We start from the raw sequence: 20,925 nt of genomic DNA on the forward strand, positions 1-20,925 counted from the left end.
CCGGCATTTCCGGCTAGGGGTTACCCGGCGGCACCCGCCCTTGTATCGTCGCTGGAAATATGGCAACCCATGCCAACAGGATCACAGCCGTCCGTCAAGGGGAGGATCCCATGGGACCCGCAGCGAAAGCCGGCGCAGCACCCGCAGGCCGATCCACACGTGAACTGTCGACGGCCACCCGCAAGGAAGAGGCGATGTGGCTGCTGGAGCGTCTCGTTCCGGAGTCAGCGGCCAACAACCTCTCGCTCGCGTTCCAGGTCGAGGGTGAGCTCGACCCCGTCGCGTTGCAGGAGAGCCTGGACGTCCTGCTGAACCGCCATGAGGTGCTCCGGACCGTCTACTTCACCTCGGGCGCCGAGCTGATGAAGGCGGTCGTCCCGGAGCAGGAGTTCGACGTCCGGATCGAGGAGGTGGAGGAGTTCTCCCCGGCCGCCGAGGACATCGAGCTCGCGCTCCGACCGTGGGTCACCCGGCGGTTCGCCTTCGACGGCCGGCCACTGGTGCGCGCGGGGCTCTTCCACCACCCCGACGGCAGCGTGGTCTGCCTGGCCTTCCATCACCTGGTCTACGACATCATCTCGGGCACCACACTGCTCCACGAGCTGGTGGCCGCCTACCAGCACCTCGTCCAGGGGCAGTCCGTGCCCGCCGAACTGCTCACCGTGGTACCGACGTTCGTGGAGCCCGAGCCGAGCGAGCGCAGCCTGGCGTTCTGGCGCGAGCAGTTGGAGGACTTCGACCCGGAGGCGCTCGACCTCGCCTGCGGCGCACCGGACGGGGCCCAGCCGACCCTGCTCGGCGACCAGGTCGGCCACCGGCTCTCGGACCGGGCCCGGGCCGCCGTCACCACCCTCCAGCGCGAGGCGCGCGCCCCGGAGGCGGTGATCCTGCTGACCGCCTACTACGTACTGCTCGCCGCGCACGGCGCCGGTCCCGACATCACCGTCGGCTCCCCGGTGAGCGTGCGCCCCAAGGAGGCCCCGGGGACGGTCGGCCACCACACCAACGTGCTCCCGCTGCGGGTCGCGGTCGACCCGGCCGAGGGCTTCCGGGACCTCGTCCGCCGCGCCCGCGACACCTACTTCGCCGCGCTGGGCCACGCCGACGTCCCGGTGGACAGCATCTCGGACCTGGTCCCCCGTGCCGGTTCGTCCTGGCGCAACCGGCTGTGCCGGCACCTGTTCAACTACTTCCCGCAACTGGGCCTGGGCGACGAACTGACGGTGAACGGCCGGCGCGGCCGCCCGCTGGTGCTGGAGAACGGCTACAGCAAGTTCGACCTGGAGTTCTTCCTGGCCTCCGCCGAGTCGGAGATCACGATCATCGCCCGGTACGGCACCGACAAGCTGGGCCGGGCGGACGTCGAGGCGCTGCTGGCGCGCTACGACGAGCTGCTGGTCACCTGCGCCGAGGACCCGGCCCGGCCGGTCGGCCGGCTGGAGGTCTGGAACGAGCAGGACCGGGCCGTGATCGGGGCCGCCAACGACACCGTGATGCGCTTCGACCCGCCCGACGTACCGACCGCCGTCCACGCCAACGTCCGCGCCGACCCGCACGCGGTCGCGGTCGAGCAGGGCGACCGCACCGTCAGCTACGGCCGGCTCTGGGCGGCCGCGCTCGACACCCGGGACCGGCTGGTCGCGGCCGGCGTCGCGGCCGGCGACATCGTCGCCCTCGCCGCGGCCCGGTCACCCGAGCTGACCGCCACCGTCCTGGGTATCTGGCTGGCCGGCGCCGCCTACCTGCCGGTCGACCCGGAGCACCCGGCGCAGCGGGTGGCCTACCTGCTGGAGGACTCCGGCGCGAAGGTCATCGTCACCGACCGGGAGCTGACCCTGCCGGCGGACCGCGCCATGACCGAACTGCCGCTGGCGGCGGTCCCAGAGGCCGAGGCCGCAGCCGACGCGATCGGCGCGGCGCCCGTGATCGATCCCGAGGCGCCCGCCTACCTCATCTACACCTCCGGCTCCAGCGGCCGCCCCAAGGGGGCGCTGCTCCCCCACCGCGCCGTCTCGAACATCGCCGCCGACTACACCGTGCGGCTGGGCGCCACGCCGGGGGACGCCACCCTCTGGATGACCACGTTCGCGTTCGACATGGCCAACCTGGAGCACTACGTCCCGCTCTACTCGGGCGGCCGGATCGTGATCGCGCCGGACGAGGCCCGGGTGGACGGCCGGGTGCTGCTGGAGCTGGTCAAGCGTCACCAGCCGGGCATCATCCAGGCCACCCCGACCACCTGGCGGCTGGTCCTGGACCACGTGGCCGACCAGCTCGACGGCCGGCGGGTGGTCATCGGCGCCGAGCCGCTGCCCGTACCGCTGGCCGAACAGCTGCTGGCCACCGGCTGCGAGCTCCACCACGCCTACGGCCCGACCGAGACCATCACCTGGTGCACCTGGGGTGTGCTGCGGGCCGACGAGGAGCTGGGTGAGCGGCCGCACATCGGCAAGCCGATCTCGAACATCCGGATGTGGGTGGCCGCGCCGGACGGACGCGAGCTGCCGATCGGGGTGCGCGGCGAGCTGTGCATCGCCGGGGCCGGCGTCTCCCTCGGCTACCACGAGCGACCCGAGCTGAACGCGGCCCGGTTCGGCGACCACCCGCAGTGGGGCCGGTTCTACCGCAGCGGTGACACCGGCCGGTGGCGCCCGGACGGCAACCTGGAGATCTTCGGCCGCTCCGACCGGCAGGTCAAGCTCCGCGGCAACCGGATCGAGCTGGGCGAGATCGAGGCGGCCGTGCTCGGCCATCCGCAGGTGCGCGCCTCGGCCGCGATCGTCGTCGGCGACCGCAGCGCGGACGGCCGGCTGGTGGTGTTCGTGGAGTCCCCAGCCGGCCCCGAACTCGTCTCCGAGCTGTGGGAGCACGCCCGCAGGGAACTGCCCAACTCCGCCATCCCCCAGGACTTCGTCGTGGTCGAAGCGTTCCCCGTCAACGCCAACGAGAAGGTCGACTACCTGGCCCTGGAGGCGCTGGCGAGCGCCGGGCGGGCCGCCGCCGGCCCGAACGAGGAGCAGGCCGAGCCGACCGACGAGCTGACCCGCTCGGTCATCACGATGTACCAGGAGCTGTTGGGCCGGGACGACGTGTCGGCGCTCACCAACTTCTTCACCCACGGCGGCCATTCGCTGCTCGGCGCCCAGTTGCTCCAGCGGATCGAGGAGTCCACCGGCGTCACGGTGAAGCTCGCGGACCTGTTCTCGGCACCGACGCCGGCCGCGCTCGCCGAGCACGTCCGCACCCGCTGACCCCGTCCCGGGACCCCTGCGGCCCCGGGACGTCGCCATGGTGCGGCCGAGGGCGGAAGCCACAACGGCTTCCGCCCTCGACGCGTTCACGCCCAGGGGACGTTAAGGGGTTCACCCCGACCACCCCTAGTAACGTTCCGCCACCAACAGTGCGTGCCGGGGCGAAGGCTCAAATCTTCCTCAAGCGTGACTAGGGGGCGGATAGGGGACTGCCGGGCTACCGGCCCGGTCAACGTCGTCCCTAGACTCTGAGACACCTTCTGATCCCACACCCCGGCAGCCGTCACCTGTCCCACCTGCCGGGGCGGATTGCCCTCACTCGATTCCCCGGCCGTGTTGATGTACCGCCGACACTGCAATCGCGGTGACGTTCCGTCATGGAAGGAACACGCATGACTGCCATATCCAGGACTACGGCCGCGTGGGTCCGCCGTTTCCACCCGTCCCCCGACGCCCCCGTGCGACTCGTCCTGTTCCCGCACGCCGGCGGTTCGGCCAGCTACTACTACCCGCTGTCGCAGGCGCTGGCCCCGGACACCGAGGTACTGGCCCTGCAGTACCCCGGCCGGCAGGACCGCAGGGCCGAGAAGTGCATCGACAACCTGCCCGAACTGGCCGACCGCGCCTACGAGGCGGTGCTGCCCTGGCTCGACGGCCAGTTCGCGTTCTTCGGACACAGCATGGGCTCGGTGCTGGCCTTCGAGGTCGCCCAGCGGCTGCGCCGGGACCGCGGTGACCTGCCGCTGTGGTTGTTCGCCTCCGGATACCCGGCGCCCTCGCGGCTGCCCTCCGGCACCGTCCACCTGCGCGACCAGGCCGGTGTGGTCCGGGAGTTGACGGAGGTCGGCGGCACCGACCCGCAGTGGTTGGAGGACCAGGACATGCTGGACGCGATCCTGCCGGCCATCCGCGGCGACTACCAGGCGATCGAGACCCACACCTGGGTCCCCGAAGCACCGTTGGACTGCCCGCTGACCATGCTGGTCGGCGACGACGACCCGCACACCTCGCTCGACCAGGCCGCGGCCTGGCAGAACCACACCACCGGGACGTTCGCCCTGCGGATCTTCCCCGGCGGCCACTTCTACCTCGACGAGCACCGGGAGGCCGTGGTCGACACGGTCACCGACACCCTGCGCGCCCTCCTCGACACCGCCTCGGCCTGAAGGAGCCTGTGATGAAGTACCAGTTACTGGGGCCGCTGCGCGTCGTCGACGGGACCGGCCCGTCCTACATCAGCGCCCAGAAGGTCGAGACGCTGCTCGCCGCCCTGCTCGTCCGCTCGGACCACGTGGTGACGGCGGACCAGCTGATGAACGAGATCTGGGGCGACCGCCTGCCGCGGCGGGCCACCGCCGGGCTGCACGTCTACATCTCCGACCTGCGCAAGTTCCTCGGCCGGCTCGGCCATCCGGACAGCCCGATCGTCACCCGCTCCTCCGGCTACATGCTGCGGCTGCGCTCGGACGAGGTCGACCACCGGTCCTTCCTCGACCTCACCGACCTGGGCCGCAGGTACCTGCGCGAGCAGCGCTACGAGGAGGCCTGCGAGGCCTTCGACCGCGGACTGGCCCTGTGGCGCGGGCCGGTCCTCGGCGGCATCGGCGACGGGCCGATCCTGCGCAGCTTCGCCACCTGGCTCACCGAGGCCCGCCTGGACTGCATCGAGATGCACACCGACGCCAAGCTCCAACTCGGCTACCACCGCGAGCTGGTGGGCCAACTGTTCGCACTGGTCGAGGAGAGCCCGCTGCGCGAGACCTTCTACCGGCAGCTGATGCTCGCGCTCTATCGCGCGGACCGCCGCGGCGACGCCCTGAAGGTCTACCAGACCGCGCGCAGCACCCTGATCGACGAACTCGGGCTGGAGCCCTGCACCTCGCTGCAGGACGTGCACCGGGCGATCCTGGCCGCCGACGACCGGGTCCTCGCCTGCTCCGGAGCCTGATCCCGCATCCCCACCCCGACGACGAGCCGGGCTGTCCGAACCCCCATCCGGACAGCCCGGCTCGTCGTGTCCGGACACCCGCCGGCGGCCGCGCCCGTGCAGGCAGGCGCGGGTTTAGCGGCCGCCAAGGCAGGGTTTGGCCGCTGCGCCGACGGTGGTCACGACGAGCGTCCTGACCCCGGTACGCGGCCGGCCACACTCCGTAGGAGGCAGCGAAAGCGATGACTGGTGCCAACGGTCCCCAGAATGTTCTGCCCCTGGAAGGCGACGACGCGATCGCCGTCATCGGCCTCTCCTGCCGGCTGCCGCAGGCACCCGACCCGGCCGCGTTCTGGCGGTTGCTGTGCGAGGGCGTCGACGCCATCACCGACGCCCCCACGGACCGCTTCGGCGACACGCTCGCCGGCCGTCCCGGTGGCCGGGCGGGTTTCCTCGACCGGATCGACCGCTTCGACGCGGCCTTCTTCGGGATCTCCCCGCGCGAGGCCGTCACCATGGACCCGCAGCAGCGCCTGATGCTGGAACTCGGCTGGGAGGCGCTGGAGGACGCCGGCATCGTGCCCGACGCGCTGGCCGGCACCCGCACCGGCGTCTTCGTCGGCGCGATCTGGGACGACTACGCCACGCTGCTCCAGCGCAGCGGCAGCCGGTCGCTCACCCAGCACACCTTCACCGGCGTGCAGCGCGGCGTGATCGCCAACCGCGTCTCGTACACGCTCGGGCTGAACGGCCCCAGCCTCACCCTGGACGCCGGCCAGTCCTCCTCGCTGCTGGCCGTGCACATGGCCGTCGAGAGCCTGCGGCGCGGGGAGTCCACCCTGGCGCTGGTCGGCGGTGTCAACCTGAGCATCGTCCCGGACAGCACCGCGCGCTCGGCGAGCTTCGGCGGCCTCTCCCCCGACAGCCGCTGCTTCACCTTCGACGCGCGCGCCAACGGCTACGTCCGCGGCGAGGGCGGCGGCGTCGTAGTGCTCAAGCCGCTGAGTCGGGCGCTGGCCGACGGCGACCGGGTGTACTGCGTCGTCCGCGGCAGCGCCACCAACAACGACGGCGCCACGCCCGGCCTCACCGTGCCCAGCGCGCAGGCGCAGGCCGAGGTGATCCGGCTGGCCTGCGCGCAGGCCGGGGTCGCGCCCGAAGCGGTCCAGTACGTCGAACTGCACGGCACCGGCACCCCGGTCGGCGACCCGATCGAGGCCGCCGCGCTCGGCGAGGCGCTCGGATCCGCCCGCCCGAGCGAACTCCCGCTCCACGTCGGGTCGGTGAAGACCAACATCGGCCACCTGGAGGGCGCCGCCGGCATCGTCGGCCTGCTGAAGACCGCGCTCGGCATCCACCACCGCCGACTGCCCGCGAGCCTCAACTACGAGTCGCCCAACCCCGCCATCGACCTGACCGGGCTGCGCCTGCGGGTGCAGCAGGAGCTCGGCGACTGGCCCGCCCCGGACGCCCCGCTGGTGGCCGGCGTGAGCTCCTTCGGCGTGGGCGGCACCAACTGCCACGTCGTCGTGACCGAGGCGCCGCACGCCGCCGAGCCCTGCACCGCGGGCACCTCCGCCGGGCCGGCCACCACCGTCGCGGTGCCGTGGCCGGTGTCGGCCCGCACCGAGCAGGCCCTGCACGCCCAGGCCGCCCGTCTCGCCGAGGCCCTGGCCTCCGGGCCCGACGCCGTCGAGGACGTCGCGGCCGTCGACGTCGGCCACTCGCTGGCCGCCACCCGCACCGCCTTCGAGCACCGGGCCGTCCTGCTCGGCACCGACACCGCCGAGCTGCGCGGCCTGCTGGCGCGACTGGCCCGGGGCGAGGACGCGCCCGGACTCGTCCGCGGCGTCGGCGACGACCACGGCCGGACCGTCTTCGTCTTCCCCGGCCAGGGCTCCCAGTGGGCCGGCATGGCCCTGGAGCTGCTGGACGCCTCCCCCGCCTTCCGCGAGGCGATCGCCGAATGCGCGAACGCCCTTGCCGCGTACGTCGACTGGGACCTGCTGGAGGTGCTGCGCGGCGCGCTCGGCGCGCCCGGCCTGGACGCGGTCGACGTCGTCCAGCCGGTGCTCTTCGCGGTGATGGTGTCGCTGGCCCGGCTGTGGGAGTCGGTCGGGGTGCGCCCCGACGCGGTGGTCGGCCACTCGCAGGGCGAGATCGCCGCCGCGTACGTCGCCGGCGCCCTCAGCCTGGACGACGCCGCCCGGGTGGTCGCCCTGCGCAGCCGCGCCATCACCGCACTGGCCGGACAGGGCGGCATGGCCTCGGTCGCGCTGCCGGCCGAGCAGGCCGCACGGTTCATCGCGCCGTGGGACGGGCGGCTCGCGCTCGCCGCCGTCAACGGCTCGGCCGCCGCCGTGATCTCCGGCGACGCGACCGCCATCGACGAACTGCTCACCGCCGCCGAGCAGGCCGACGTCCGGGCCCGCCGGATCCGGGTCGACTACGCCTCGCACTCCGCGCACGTCGAGACGATCCGCGAGCAGCTGCTCGCCGAACTCGCCCCGATCCGCCCGCGCGCCGGCGAGGTGCCGTTCTACTCCTCCGTCACCGGTGGACTGCTGGACACCGCCGGGCTCGACGCCGACTACTGGTACACCAACCTGCGCCGCCCGGTCCGCTTCGACCGCGCCGTCGAGGCGCTGCTCGCGGCCGGCCACCGCACCTTCGTCGAGAGCAGCCCGCACGGCGTGCTCACCCTCGCCATCAGCGAGAGCCTGGATGAGGCCGGCGCCGAACGGGCCCTGGTCCTGGGCACCCTGCGGCGCGACGAGGACTCCTGGCGCTCCTTCCTCGGCGCGCTCGCCGAACTGCACGTCAACGGCGCCGCGGTGGACTGGTCCGCGCTGCTCGCGCACCACGCGCCGCACCGGGTCGCCCTGCCCGGCTACGCCTTCCAGCGCCGCCGCTACTGGCCCAAGCCCCCGGCCGACGGCGACGGCGCCGAGACCGCGTTCCGGCCCGCCGCCGGCGAGGCCGAGACCGAGCCCGAGGAGCGGCCGCTGCCCGCCGCCGGATCCTCGTGGGCGCGCCGCCTGGACGGCCTCACCGACACCGAGCGGGAGGAGGTCCTGCTCGACCTGGTCCGCTCCAGCGCCGCCATCGTCCTCGGCCACCTCAGCGCGGACGCGGTCGACTCCCGGCGCACCTTCAAGGAGCTCGGCTTCGACTCCGCGCTCGGCGTGGAACTGCGCAATCGCCTGGCCGCCACCGTCGGCCTCGCCCTGCCCGCCGCGCTGGTCTACAACCAGCCCACCCCGACCGCCCTGGCCCGCTACCTCCTCGACCGGCTGGCCGGCGGCGAGGGCGCCGGAGCCGCCGAGACCACCGCGGTGAGCGACGAGCCGATCGCCGTCATCGGGATGGCCTGCCGCTTCCCGGGCGGGGCCGACTCCCCCGAGGCGCTGTGGCGCCTGGTCGCCGACGGCGTCGACGCGATCGGCGAGTTCCCCGACAACCGCGGCTGGAACCTCACCGAGCTGTACGACCCGGAGCCCGGCACCCCCGGCAGGACCTACGCCCGCTACGGCGGCTTCCTCTACGACGCGGACCGGTTCGACGCCGCCTTCTTCGGCATCAACCCGCGCGAGGCCACGGCCATGGACCCGCAGCAGCGGCTGCTGCTGGAGACCAGCTGGGAGGCGTTCGAGCGGGCCGGGGTCGACCCCGCGCAGCTGAGCGGCAGCCGCACCGGCGTGTTCGTCGGCGCGATGCCCCAGGAGTACGGCCCCCGACTGCACGAGGGCGGCGAGACCTACGGCGGCTTCCTGCTCACCGGCACCACCTCCAGCGTCGCCTCCGGCCGCATCGCGTACACCCTCGGGTTCGAGGGCCCGGCGGTGACGGTGGACACCGCCTGCTCGTCCTCGCTGGTCGCCCTGCACCTCGCGGCGCAGGCCCTGCGGCAGGGCGAGTGCGGCCTCGCCCTGGCCGGCGGTGTCGCCGTGATGTCCGGCCCCGGCATGTTCGTCGAGTTCGGCCACCAGCGCGGCCTGGCCACCGACGGCCGGTGCAAGGCGTTCTCGGCCGCCTCCGACGGCACCAGCTGGGGCGAGGGGGCCGGCATGCTGCTGCTGGAGCGGCTCTCCGACGCCCAGGCCGCCGGACACCGGGTGCTCGCGGTGATCCGCGGCTCGGCGGTCAACCAGGACGGCGCGAGCAACGGCCTCACCGCGCCGAACGGCCCCTCGCAGGAGCGGGTCATCCGTACGGCGCTGGCCAACGCCCGGCTGACCGCCGACCAGGTCGACGCGGTCGAGGCACACGGCACCGGCACCACCCTCGGCGACCCGATCGAGGCGGAGGCACTGATCGCCACCTACGGGCAGGAGCGAGCCGCCGAACAGCCGCTCTGGCTCGGTTCGTTGAAGTCCAACATCGGCCACACCCAAGCCGCGGCGGGCGTCGGTGGCGTGATCAAGATGATCGAGGCGATGCGCCACGGCGTGCTGCCCCGCACCCTCCACGTGGACGAGCCCACCCCGCACGTCGACTGGACCGCCGGTGCGGTCGAACTGCTCACCGAGGCCCGGCCGTGGCCCGAGACCGACCACCCGCGCCGGGCCGCCGTCTCCTCCTTCGGCATCAGCGGCACCAACGCCCACATCATCCTGGAGGCGGCACCGGAGAGCTCCGTCGAGGAGGACGAAGCCTCCGAGGTGCTGCCGCCACTGCTGCTCTCAGCGAAGAACGAGCCGGCCCTGCGCGAACAGGCCGCCCGCATGCGCGAGTTCATCGGATCCGACAGCGACCGACACCCCGCCGAAGTCGCCCGGGCCCTCGCAGGCGGACGGACGCTCTTCGCACACCGGGCGGTGGTGTTCGGCGCCGACCGGGAGGAACTGCTGGCCGGCCTGGCAGCTGTGGCCGAGGGAACGTCCAGCCCACAGGCCGCCCAAGGGACGGTACGCGGCGGCAAGCTCGCCTTCCTGTTCACCGGACAAGGAGCACAACGACTCGGCATGGGCCGGGAGTTGTACGAGACCCAGCCCGCATTCGCCGACGCCTTCGACGAGGCCTGCACCGCACTCGACCCCCACCTGGAACGCCCACTGCGCGACGTGACCTTCGGCGACGAGGACGCCCTCAACCAGACCCAGTACACCCAACCCGCCCTGTTCGCCCTCGAAACCGCCCTCTTCCGGCTCTACGAATCCTGGGGCGTCACACCCGACTTCGTCACCGGCCACTCCATCGGCGAACTCACCGCCGCCCACGTCGCCGGAGTCCTCAACCTCACCGACGCGGCCCGCCTGGTCGCCGCCCGAGCCCGCCTGATGCAGTCCGCCCCCTCCGGCGGCGCCATGATCGCCATCCAGGCCACCGAGGACGAACTCCGCGAGCACCTCACCGAAACGGTGTCGATCGCAGCGCTGAACTCCCCCGACTCCACGGTGGTCTCGGGCGATACGGAAGCCGCCGAGCGGATCGCCGCACACTTCAAGGCACTCGGACGCAAGACCCGCAAGCTCACCGTCTCCCACGCCTTCCACTCCCCCCACATGGACCCCATCCTCCAAGCCTTCCGCACCGAGGCCGCCCAACTCACCTACCACCAACCCAAGATCCCCGTCGTCTCCAACCTCACCGGCCAACTCGCCGACCAACTCACCTCCCCCGACTACTGGACCGACCACATCCGCCAAGCCGTCCGCTTCACCGACACCATCCACACCCTCGCCGACAACGGCGTCACCACCTTCGTAGAACTGGGCCCCGACCCCGTCCTCACCGCCCTCACCCACACCACCCTCGACGACACCCTCGCCATCAGCGCCCTCCGCAAGGGCCACCCCGAAACCCGCACCACCACAACAGCCCTCGCCACCCTCCACACCCACGGCCACCCCGTCACCTGGCCCCACCTCGACGGCATCGCCACCGACCCCACCGACCTGCCCACCTACCCCTTCCAACGCGAGCGCTACTGGCTCAAGCCCGCCACCGGCACCGCCGGCGCGGGGGCCCTCGGGCTGACGGCCATCGAGCACCCGATGCTCACCGGCCAGACCGAACTACCCGACGGCCGGGGCCACCTGTTCACCGGCCGGCTCTGCGCCGACAACCCAGCGTGGGCCCCGGAGCACGAGATCTACGGCACGTACATCCTGCCCGGCGTCTCCTTCGTCGACCTGCTGCTGCACGTCGCCCGGATCGTCGGCTGCGACCAGATCGAGGAGCTCACCCACCGCACCTTCCTGGCGATCCCCGAGCAGGGCGCGCTCCAGGTGCGGCTGGCGGTCGACGCCGCGGACGAGTCGGGTGCGCGCGGCTTCGCGCTGTACTCCCGCGCCGAGGAGGCCGAGCCCGGCACCGACTGGACCCTGCACGCCACCGGCTCCCTCGCGGTGGGCGAACCGGCCGGCGCGTTCGAGCCGTTCGAGGAGGGCGACTGGCCGCCCACGGACGCCACGCCGCTGGACATGGCGGAGTTCTACACCCGGATCATCGACGCCGGCTTCGGCTACGGCCCGCTGTTCCGCTCGCTGCGGGCAGCCTGGCAGGACGGCGACACCACCTACGGCGAGGTCGCCTTCCCGGCCGACGTCGACGCCGGCGCGTACGGCGTCCACCCCGGTCTGCTGGACTCGGCGCTGCAACCGGCCGCGCTGGTGCTGGGCGCGACCCCGGCCGAGGACAGCATCCGGGTGCCGTTCTCCTGGAGCGGCGTCGCCATCCACTCGGTGGGCGCGACCCGCCTGCGGGTCCGGCTCTCCCGGCCCACCCCGGACACCGTCTCGCTGGACATCGTCGACCACACCGGCGCACCCGCGATCACCATCAGCTCGCTGGCGATGCGCGCCGTGGCGACCGACCAGATGGCCGCCGCCGCCCAGGCGACCGCGGCGCTGGAGCTGTACCAGGTCGACTGGACGACGCTGCCCGCCCCGGCCCCGGCGACCACCGCCGAGCGGCACTGGGCGGTGCTCGGCGACACCGCGCTGACCAAGACCCTGCGCCGCGCCGACGCCACCGTCACCGGATACCCGGACGTGCTCTCACTGCGCGCCGCCCTCGGTGCCGACGAACCCGCCGCAGCCCCACAGCTCGTGCTGGTCCCCGCCCTGGACGACCCCGACGTCACCGCCGGGCATGCCCACCGGATCACCGCCGACGTCCTCATGGCGCTCCAACACCTGCTCGCCGACGAGGCGTTCACCGCGAGGATCGCCGTGGTCACCCGCGGGGCGGTCCCGGTCGGCGACGAGCAGCCGACCGACCTCGGCGGCGCCGCCGTCTGGGGCCTGGTGCGCACCGCGCAGTCCGAGAACCCCGGCCGGATCGTCCTGCTGGACCTGGACGACGCACCCGCCTCGGCCGCCGCCCTGCCCGCCGCCCTCGAACTGGACGAACCGCAACTCACGCTGCGGGACGGCGAGGTGGCCGTCCCCCGACTCGCCCGGGCGGCCGCGGTCGGGCGGACCGAGCCGGCCTTCGACGCCGACGGGACGGTCCTGGTCACCGGCGGCACCGGCGCCCTGGGCTCGATGCTGGCCCGGCACCTGGTGGCCGAGCATGGCGTGCGGCACCTGCTGCTCACCAGCCGGCGCGGACCGCACGCCCCGGGAGCCACCGAACTGGCGGCCGAACTAAGGGAGTTGGGGGCAACCGTACGGATCGCCGGGTGCGACGCGGCCGAGCCTCAGGCGCTCGCCGAACTGCTGGACGCCGTCCCGGCCGCGCACCCGCTGCGCGCCGTCGTGCACTGCGCGGGCGTCCTGGACGACGGGACGATCCCGGCGCTGACCGCCGAGCGGTTGGACACCGTCCTCACCCCCAAGGCGGACGCCGCCTGGAACCTGCACACCGCCACCCAGGGCCTGGAACTGACGGCCTTCGTCCTCTACTCCTCGGTCGTCGCCACGCTCGGCGCCCCCGGCCAGGGCAACTACGCGGCCGCCAACGCCTACCTGGACGGCCTGGCCGCGTACCGTCGGGCCCAGGGCCTGCCCGCGACCTCGCTCGCCTGGGGCCTGTGGGCCGAGTCCGGCGGCATGGGCGGCGCGCTCGGCGAGCAGGAGCAGCAGCGCATGGCCCGCACCGGCGTCGTCCCGATGCCGGACGCCCAGGGCCTGGCCCTGTTCGACGCCGCGCTCGCACACGACCGGGCCCTGTTGGTCCCCGCCCAGCTCAACGGAGCCGGCCTGCGCGCCCAGGCGAGCGCCGGCGCCGTCGCGCCGATCTTCACCACGCTGTACAAGCCCCGTCCGCGCCGTGCCGCCGAGGCCAGCCCCGCCGTCGGCGAACACGGGCTGGCGCAGGAGCTGGTGGCCCGCGGCGAGGCCGAGCAGGGTCCGTTCCTGCTCGACTTCCTCGGTCGGCACATCGCCACCGTGCTCGGCCACGACCCGTCCACCGCGATCGACCCCGAGAGCTCGTTCAAGGACCTCGGGTTCGACTCGCTGACCGCCGTCGAGCTGCGCAACACCCTCAGCAAGGCGGTCGGCATCCGGCTGCCCGCCACCCTGACCTTCGACCACCCGACGCCCGGCGCGATCGCCCGCCACCTGCGGGAGGAGTTGCTCAGCTCGGCCGTTCCGCAGGCCAAGCCGGTCGGCGGCGCCACCGGTCGGAGCCGCACGCCGAAGAACGACGACCCGATCGTGATCGTCGGCATGGGCTGCCGCTTCCCCGGCGGCGCCGACACCCCCGAGGCGCTGTGGCGGCTGGTCGCCGACGAGGTCGACGCGGTCGGCGACTTCCCGGACAACCGCGGCTGGGACCTCGACGCGCTGTTCGACCCGGACCCCGAAGCGATCGGCAAGACCTACGCCCGCCAGGGCGGCTTCCTCTACGACGCGGACCGCTTCGACGCCGACTTCTTCGGCATCAGCCCCCGCGAGGCGCTCGCCCTCGACCCCCAGCAGCGCCTGCTGCTGGAGACCAGCTGGGAGGCCATGGAGCGGGCCGGCATCGTGCCGGGCACCCTGCGCGGCAACCAGATCGGCGTGTTCGCGGGCGTGATCACCCAGGAGTACGGACCGCTGGTGCGCACCGGCACCGAAGGCGTCGAGGGGTACCTGCTCACCGGCTCCACGGCGAGCGTCGCCTCCGGCCGGCTCTCCTACGCCTTCGGCTTCGAGGGCCCGGCCATCACCGTCGACACCGCGTGCTCCTCCTCGTTGGTGGCTCTCCACCTGGCCGTCCAGGCGCTGCGCAACGGCGAGTGCACCATGGCGCTGGCCGGTGGCGTCACCGTGATGGCCAACGCAGGCATGTTCCTGGAGTTCAGCCGGCAGCGCGGGCTCGCCCCCGACAGCCGGGCCAAGTCCTTCTCCGGCACGGCCGACGGCACGATCTGGGCCGAGGGCGCGGGCATGCTGCTGCTGGAGCGGCTCTCCGACGCGAAGGCCGCCGGGCACCAGGTGCTCGCGGTCATCCGCGGCACGGCCGTCAACCAGGACGGCGCCAGCAACGGCCTCACCGCCCCCAACGGGCCGTCGCAGCAGCGGGTCATCCGCACCGCGCTCGCCGACGCCCGGCTCACGGCCGCCGAGGTCGACGCGGTCGAGGCGCACGGCACCGGCACCAAGCTCGGCGACCCGATCGAGGCCCAGGCCCTGCTGGCCACCTACGGACAGGCGCACACGCCCGAACAGCCGCTCTGGCTCGGCTCGTTCAAGTCCAACATCGGCCACGCGCAGGCCGCCGCCGGCGTCGGCGGGATCATCAAGATGGTCGAGGCGATGCGCCACGGCGTGCTGCCCCGCACCCTCCACGTGGACGAGCCCACCCCGCACGTCGACTGGGAGTCCGGCGCCGTCGAACTGCTCACCGAGGCCCGGCCATGGCCCGAGACCGACCATCCGCGCCGGGCCGCCGTCTCCTCCTTCGGCATCAGCGGCACCAACACCCATGTGATCCTGGAGGCGCCGCCCGCCCCCGCTCCCACGATCGCGGCCGAGCCCGAAACTGCCCCCGCCGTGCCGCTGCTCCTGTCGGCGAAGAGCCCGGCGGCGGTCGCCGCGCAGGCCGCAGACCTGCGCGACTGGCTGACGTCACACCAGGACGCCTCGGCCGCCGAGGCCTCGGCACTGCTCACCGCCGGACGGACGCTCTTCGCGCACCGGGCGGTGGTGTTCGGCGCCGACCGGGAGGAGCTGCTGGCCGGCCTGGCCGCGCTGGCCGAGGGAACGTCCAGCCCGCAGGCCGTCCAAGGGACGGTACGCGGCGGCAAGCTCGCCTTCCTGTTCACCGGACAGGGCGCACAACGACTCGGCATGGGCCGGGAGTTGTACGAGACCCAGCCCGCATTCGCCGACGCCTTCGACGAGGCCTGCACCGCACTCGACCCCCACCTGGAACGCCCACTGCGCGACGTGACCTTCGGCGACGAGGACGCCCTCAACCAGACCCAGTACACCCAACCCGCCCTGTTCGCCCTCGAAACCGCCCTCTTCCGGCTCTACGAATCCTGGGGCGTCACACCCGACTTCGTCACCGGCCACTCCATCGGCGAACTCACCGCCGCCCACGTCGCCGGAGTCCTCAACCTCACCGACGCGGCCCGCCTGGTCGCGGCCCGAGCCCGCCTGATGCAGTCCGCCCCCTCCGGCGGCACCATGATCGCCATCCAGGCCACCGAGGACGAACTCCGCGAACACCTCACCGAAACGGTGTCGATCGCAGCGCTGAACTCCCCTGACTCCACGGTGGTTTCGGGCGATGCGGAGGCCGCCGAGCGGATCGCCGCACACTTCAAGACACTCGGACGCAAGACCCGCAAGCTCGCCGTCTCCCACGCCTTCCACTCCCCCCACATGGACCCCATCCTCGACGCCTTCCGCACCGAGGCCGCCCAACTCACCTACCACCAACCCAAGATCCCCGTCGTCTCCAACCTCACCGGCCAACTCGCCGACCAGACCATGACAGCGGACTACTGGACCGAGCACATCCGCCAGGCCGTCCGCTTCACCGACACCATCCGCACCCTCGCCGACACCGGCGTCACCACCTTCGTCGAACTCGGCCCCGACCCCGTCCTCACCGCCCTCACCCACACCACCCTCGACGGCGAGCACACCGTCGCCATCAGCACCCTCCGCCACAACCACCCCGAAACCCGCACCACCACAACAGCCCTCGCCACCCTCCACACCCACGGCCACCCCGTCACCTGGCCGATCCCCACGACCTCCGGTGCCACCATCCGCACCGCCGATCTCCCCACCTACCCCTTCCAACGCGACAGTTACTGGCTCAAGCCCGCCACCCGGTCCGCCGACCTGGCCTCCGCCGGACTGACCACGACCGACCACCCGCTGCTGGGCGCAGCCGTCGTCCTCCCCGACGGGACCCGGCTGTTCACCGGCCGCGTCTCGCTGAAGCAGCAGCCGTGGCTGTACGACCACGTGGTGTTCGGCACGGTCGTCCTGCCCGGCGTGGCCTTCCTCGACCTGCTCTCGTACGCCGGTGGGCAGGCCGGGTTCGGCCGGCTGGACGAACTGGTCCACCACGCGTTCCTGGCCGTACCCCCGCAGGGCGCGCGGGACGTGCAGATCACCGTCGGCACCCCGGACGAGACCGAGCGCTGCCCGTTCACCATGTACTCCCGACCGGCCGACGCGGCGCCGGAGGAGGAGTGGACCCGGCACGCCAGCGGGTACCTCGCCCGGGAGGTCGGGCAGCCGTCCTTCGACCTGTCCGTCTGGCCGCCGGCCGGGGCGACCCCGGTCGACATCGACGAGTTCTACCGGACCTTCATCAACCGCGGGTACGAGTACGGCCCGATGTTCCAGGGCTTCAAGGCCGGCTGGCGGCTCGGCGAGGACGTGTACGCCGAGATCGCGCTGCCGGACGACGGCGACGAGGAGGACTACGGCCTCCACCCGGCCCTGCTGGACTCCGCGCTGCACCCGCTGATGCTCTGGTACGGCGCCGAGGACGGCGTCCGGCTGCCGTTCTCCTGGAGCGGGGTCACCCTGCACGCGACCGGGGCCCGGCACGTGCGGGTGCACCTGTCCCGCCCGGAGCCGGACCTCGTCGCCCTGGAGATCGCCGACCGCTCCGGCGCACCGGTGATGACCATCGAGGCGCTGGCCATGCGCCCGGTCGGCGCCGAGCACTTGGCTGCTGCCCGCACCAGGCAACCGGACTCGCTCTACCGGGTGCACTGGAGCCGGATCGCCGCCGGATCGGTCCGGCCGGCCGCACTGCCGTACGCCGTGCTCGGTGACAAGGACCTGGCCGACCGGCTGGTCCGGCTGGGCATCGCCGCGGAGGTGCACGACGGACCGGGCGCGCTCCAGTCGACGGTGCCCGCCGGGATCGCCGGCCTGCTGCTACCGGTCGCGGCCGCCGAGGAGGGCGTCGTCGCCGGGGCACACGCCACCGCGGCCGCCGTCCTGGCGACCGTCCAGGAGTTCCTGTCCGACGGGCGACTGGCCGGAACCGTGCTGACCGTCCTCACCGAGGGCGCGATCGCCGCCCGGGACGACGAGGACGTGCCCGACCTCGCCGCCGCCGCCGTCTGGGGCCTGGTACGCACCGCGCAGTCCGAGAACCCCGGCCGGATCGTCCTGGTGGACCACGACGGCGGGGACCCGTCCCTGCGCGCCCTGCCCGCCGCCCTCGCCGGCGACGCCCCGCAGTTCGCGCTGCGCGCCGGCGAGCTGCTGGTGCCCCGGCTCGCCAAGGCCACCGTCACCGCCGAGTCGCCCGTTCCGCTCGACCCGGCGGGCACCGTGCTGATCACCGGTGGCACCGGCACCCTCGGCGCGCTGATCGCCCGCCGGTTGGTGACCGGGCACGGCGTACGGCACCTGCTGCTCGTCGGCCGGCGCGGCCCGGACGCTCCGGGAGCCGCCGAACTGGTCGCCGAACTGCGGGAGTCGGGAGCCGAGGTCACCGTCGCGGCCTGCGACACCGCCGACCGCGACGCGGTGGCCACCCTGATCGACGCGGTTCCGGCCGAGCACCCGCTGACCGCCGTGGTGCACGCCGCCGGCGTGCTGGACGACAGCACCCTCCCGGCGCTGACGGCCGAACGACTCGGCACGGTACTGCGGCCGAAGGTCGACGCGGCCTGGCACCTGCACGAGGCGACCGAGCACCTCGACCTGCGGGCCTTCGTCCTCTTCTCCTCCGTCGCCGGTCTGATCGGCAACGCCGGCCAGGCCAACTACGCGGCCGCCAACACCTTCCTGGACGCCCTCGCGGCCCACCGCCGCGCCCGCGGCCGGGCGGGCCTCTCGTTGGCCTGGGGCCTGTGGGAGCTGGAGAGCGGTATGGCGGGCGCTCTGGACGAGGCCGGACGGGCCCGGCTGACCCGGGGCGGCATCGCACCGGTGCCGACCGCGCAGGCGCTCGACCTGTTCGACCTCGCCCTCGGCCACGACCAGCCGCTGCTGGTCCCGGCCCGGCTCGACCTCACCGGGTTCGGCGGGGACAACCCCGCCGTGCCGCCCCTGATGCGCGGCCTGGTCGGCACGACCGCACGCCGCCGGGCCAAGGACACCGTGGACGCGGACACCTTCCGGCAGCGGCTGGCCGGCCGCAGCGAGGAGGAGCAGGTCCGGATCCTGGAGGAGCACATCCTGGGCCAGCTCGCCACCGTCCTCGGCCACAGTTCGGCGGCGGCACTGGACGGCCGGACCGGCTTCCTGGAAACCGGCCTCGACTCGCTGACCGCCGTCGAGTTCCGCAACACCCTGAACCGGAACACCGGACTGCGGCTGCCCGCCACCACGCTGTTCGACTACCCGACCCCGGCCGAACTCGCCGCCTTCCTGCGTGCCGAGTTCGCACCCGAGGCGGCGGGCGCGGCGGGCCCGGACGCGACGGGCGGCACCCCGCCGCTGCTCGCGGCCGAACTGGACCGGCTGACGGCCGACGCGGCCACCCTGCGGTCCGACACCAGGAACGACCTGATCCTGCGCCTGCAGGACGTCCTCGACAGGCTCACCGAGCTGGACGGGACAGCCGGATCCGGTCCGGCGGACGACACCGCCACCGCGCGGATGAACTCCGCGACCGACGACGAGATCTTCGACTTCATCGACAACGAGCTGGGACTGGGGGCAGACGGTGAGTGAGGATAAGCTCCGCGACTATCTGAAGCGGGTCACCACGGAGCTCCAGCAGACCCGGCAGCGGTTGCGGCAGGCCGAGTCCGCCGCCCGGGAGCCGATCGCCATCGTGGCCATGGCCTGCCGGTTCCCCGGCGGCGCCGACACCCCCGAGGCGCTGTGGCGGCTGGTCGCCGACGGGGCGGACGCGATCGGCGACTTCCCCGGTAACCGCGAATGGGAGCTGTCCGACCTCTTCGACCCGGACCCGGACGCCGCCGGCCGCAGCTACGCGCGCCAGGGCGGATTCCTCTACGACGCCGACGAGTTCGACGCCGACTTCTTCGGCATCAGCCCCCGCGAGGCGCTCGCCCTCGACCCCCAGCAGCGCTTGCTGCTGGAGACCAGCTGGGAGGCGGTCGAGCGGGCCGGCATCGACCCGACCGCACTGCGCGGCACCGCGGCCGGTGTCTTCACCGGCGTGTCCAACCACGAGTACGCCTCGCTCACCCACCAGGGGCCCGAGGACGTCGAGGGCTACGTCCTGACCGGCAACACGCTGAGCATCGCGTCCGGCCGCATCGCGTACACCCTCGGGTTCGAGGGGCCCGCGGTGACGGTGGACACCGCCTGCTCGTCCTCGCTGGTGGCGATCCACCTGGCCGTCCAGGCGCTACGCAGCGGCGAGTGCGGCATGGCGCTCGCCGGCGGCGCGGCGGTCATGTCGACGCCCGGGATGTTCCTGGAGTTCAGCCGCCAGCGCGGGCTGTCCCCGGACAGCCGCTGCAAGTCCTTCGCGGCCGCGGCCGACGGCGTGATCTGGGGCGAGGGCGTCGGCATGCTGCTGCTGGAGCGGCTCTCCGACGCCCAGGCCGCCGGACACCCGGTGCTCGCGGTGATCCGCGGCACCGCGATCAACCAGGACGGCAAGAGCAGCCAGCTCACCGCCCCCAACGGGCCCGCGCAGCAGCGGGTGATCCGGGCCGCGCTGGCCAACGCCCGGCTGTCGGCCGACCAGGTCGACGCGGTCGAGGCGCACGGCACCGGCACCCGGCTCGGCGACCCGATCGAGGCCCAGGCCCTGCTGGCCACCTACGGCCGGGCCCACGCCACCGAACAGCCGCTCTGGCTCGGCTCGTTGAAGTCCAACATCGGCCACACCCAGGCCGCCGCCGGCGTCGGCGGCGTCATCAAGATGGTCCAGGCGATGCGCCACGGCGTGCTGCCCCGCACCCTGCACGTGGACCAGCCCACGCCGCACGTCGACTGGGAGTCCGGCGCCGTCGAACTGCTCACCGAGGTCCGGCCGTGGCCCGAGACCGACCACCCGCGCCGCTCCGCCGTCTCCTCCTTCGGCATCAGCGGGACGAACGCCCACCTGATCCTGGAGGCGGCACCGGAGAACGCCGTCGAGGAGGACGAAGCCTCCGAGGTGCTGCCGCCGCTGCTGCTCTCGGCCCGGAACGAGTCGGCGCTTCGCGAACAGGCGGCGCGGCTGGGCGAGTTCCTCGAAACAGTGACGGACGTCGACCGGATCGCGCGGGCCGCCCGCGTGCTCGCTTCCGGACGGGCGAAGCTGCGGCACCGGGCGGTGGTGTTCGGTGCCGACCGGGAGGAACTGCTGGCCGGCCTGGCGGCTGTGGCCGAGGGAACGTCCAGCCCGCAGGCCGTCCAAGGGACGGTACGCGGCGGCAAGCTCGCCTTCCTGTTCACCGGACAAGGAGCACAACGACTC

5 protein-coding genes are annotated in these 20,925 nt (G+C 73.3%); all 5 read left to right on the forward strand.

What is annotated here, in order from left to right:
* Positions 1-194 precede the first annotated feature (194 nt).
* Positions 195-3,251, forward strand: coding sequence for an amino acid adenylation domain-containing protein (locus tag ACH4E7_RS35360; RefSeq protein WP_396253270.1), 3,057 nt, complete (start codon positions 195-197; stop codon positions 3,249-3,251).
* Between the two features lie 392 nt (positions 3,252-3,643).
* Complete coding sequence (locus ACH4E7_RS35365) at positions 3,644-4,417, forward strand: thioesterase II family protein (RefSeq protein WP_396253271.1); 774 nt, start codon at positions 3,644-3,646, stop codon at positions 4,415-4,417.
* Positions 4,418-4,428: 11 nt separating this feature from the next.
* Complete coding sequence (locus tag ACH4E7_RS35370) at positions 4,429-5,199, forward strand: BTAD domain-containing putative transcriptional regulator (RefSeq protein ID WP_396253272.1); 771 nt, start codon at positions 4,429-4,431, stop codon at positions 5,197-5,199.
* A 221-nt stretch (positions 5,200-5,420) separates the two neighbouring features.
* Positions 5,421-19,217 carry an SDR family NAD(P)-dependent oxidoreductase gene (locus ACH4E7_RS35375; protein WP_396253273.1) on the forward strand — a complete coding sequence of 4,599 codons (13,797 nt, stop codon included), beginning with the start codon at positions 5,421-5,423 and terminating at the stop codon, positions 19,215-19,217.
* A partial coding sequence (locus tag ACH4E7_RS35380; protein WP_396253274.1) for a type I polyketide synthase occupies positions 19,210-20,925 on the forward strand: 1,716 nt, incomplete at its 3' end. The genes ACH4E7_RS35375 and ACH4E7_RS35380, both read left to right, overlap by 8 nt.

This window comes from Kitasatospora sp. NPDC018058, from assembly GCF_044327205.1.
Lineage (GTDB): Bacteria > Actinomycetota > Actinomycetes > Streptomycetales > Streptomycetaceae > Kitasatospora.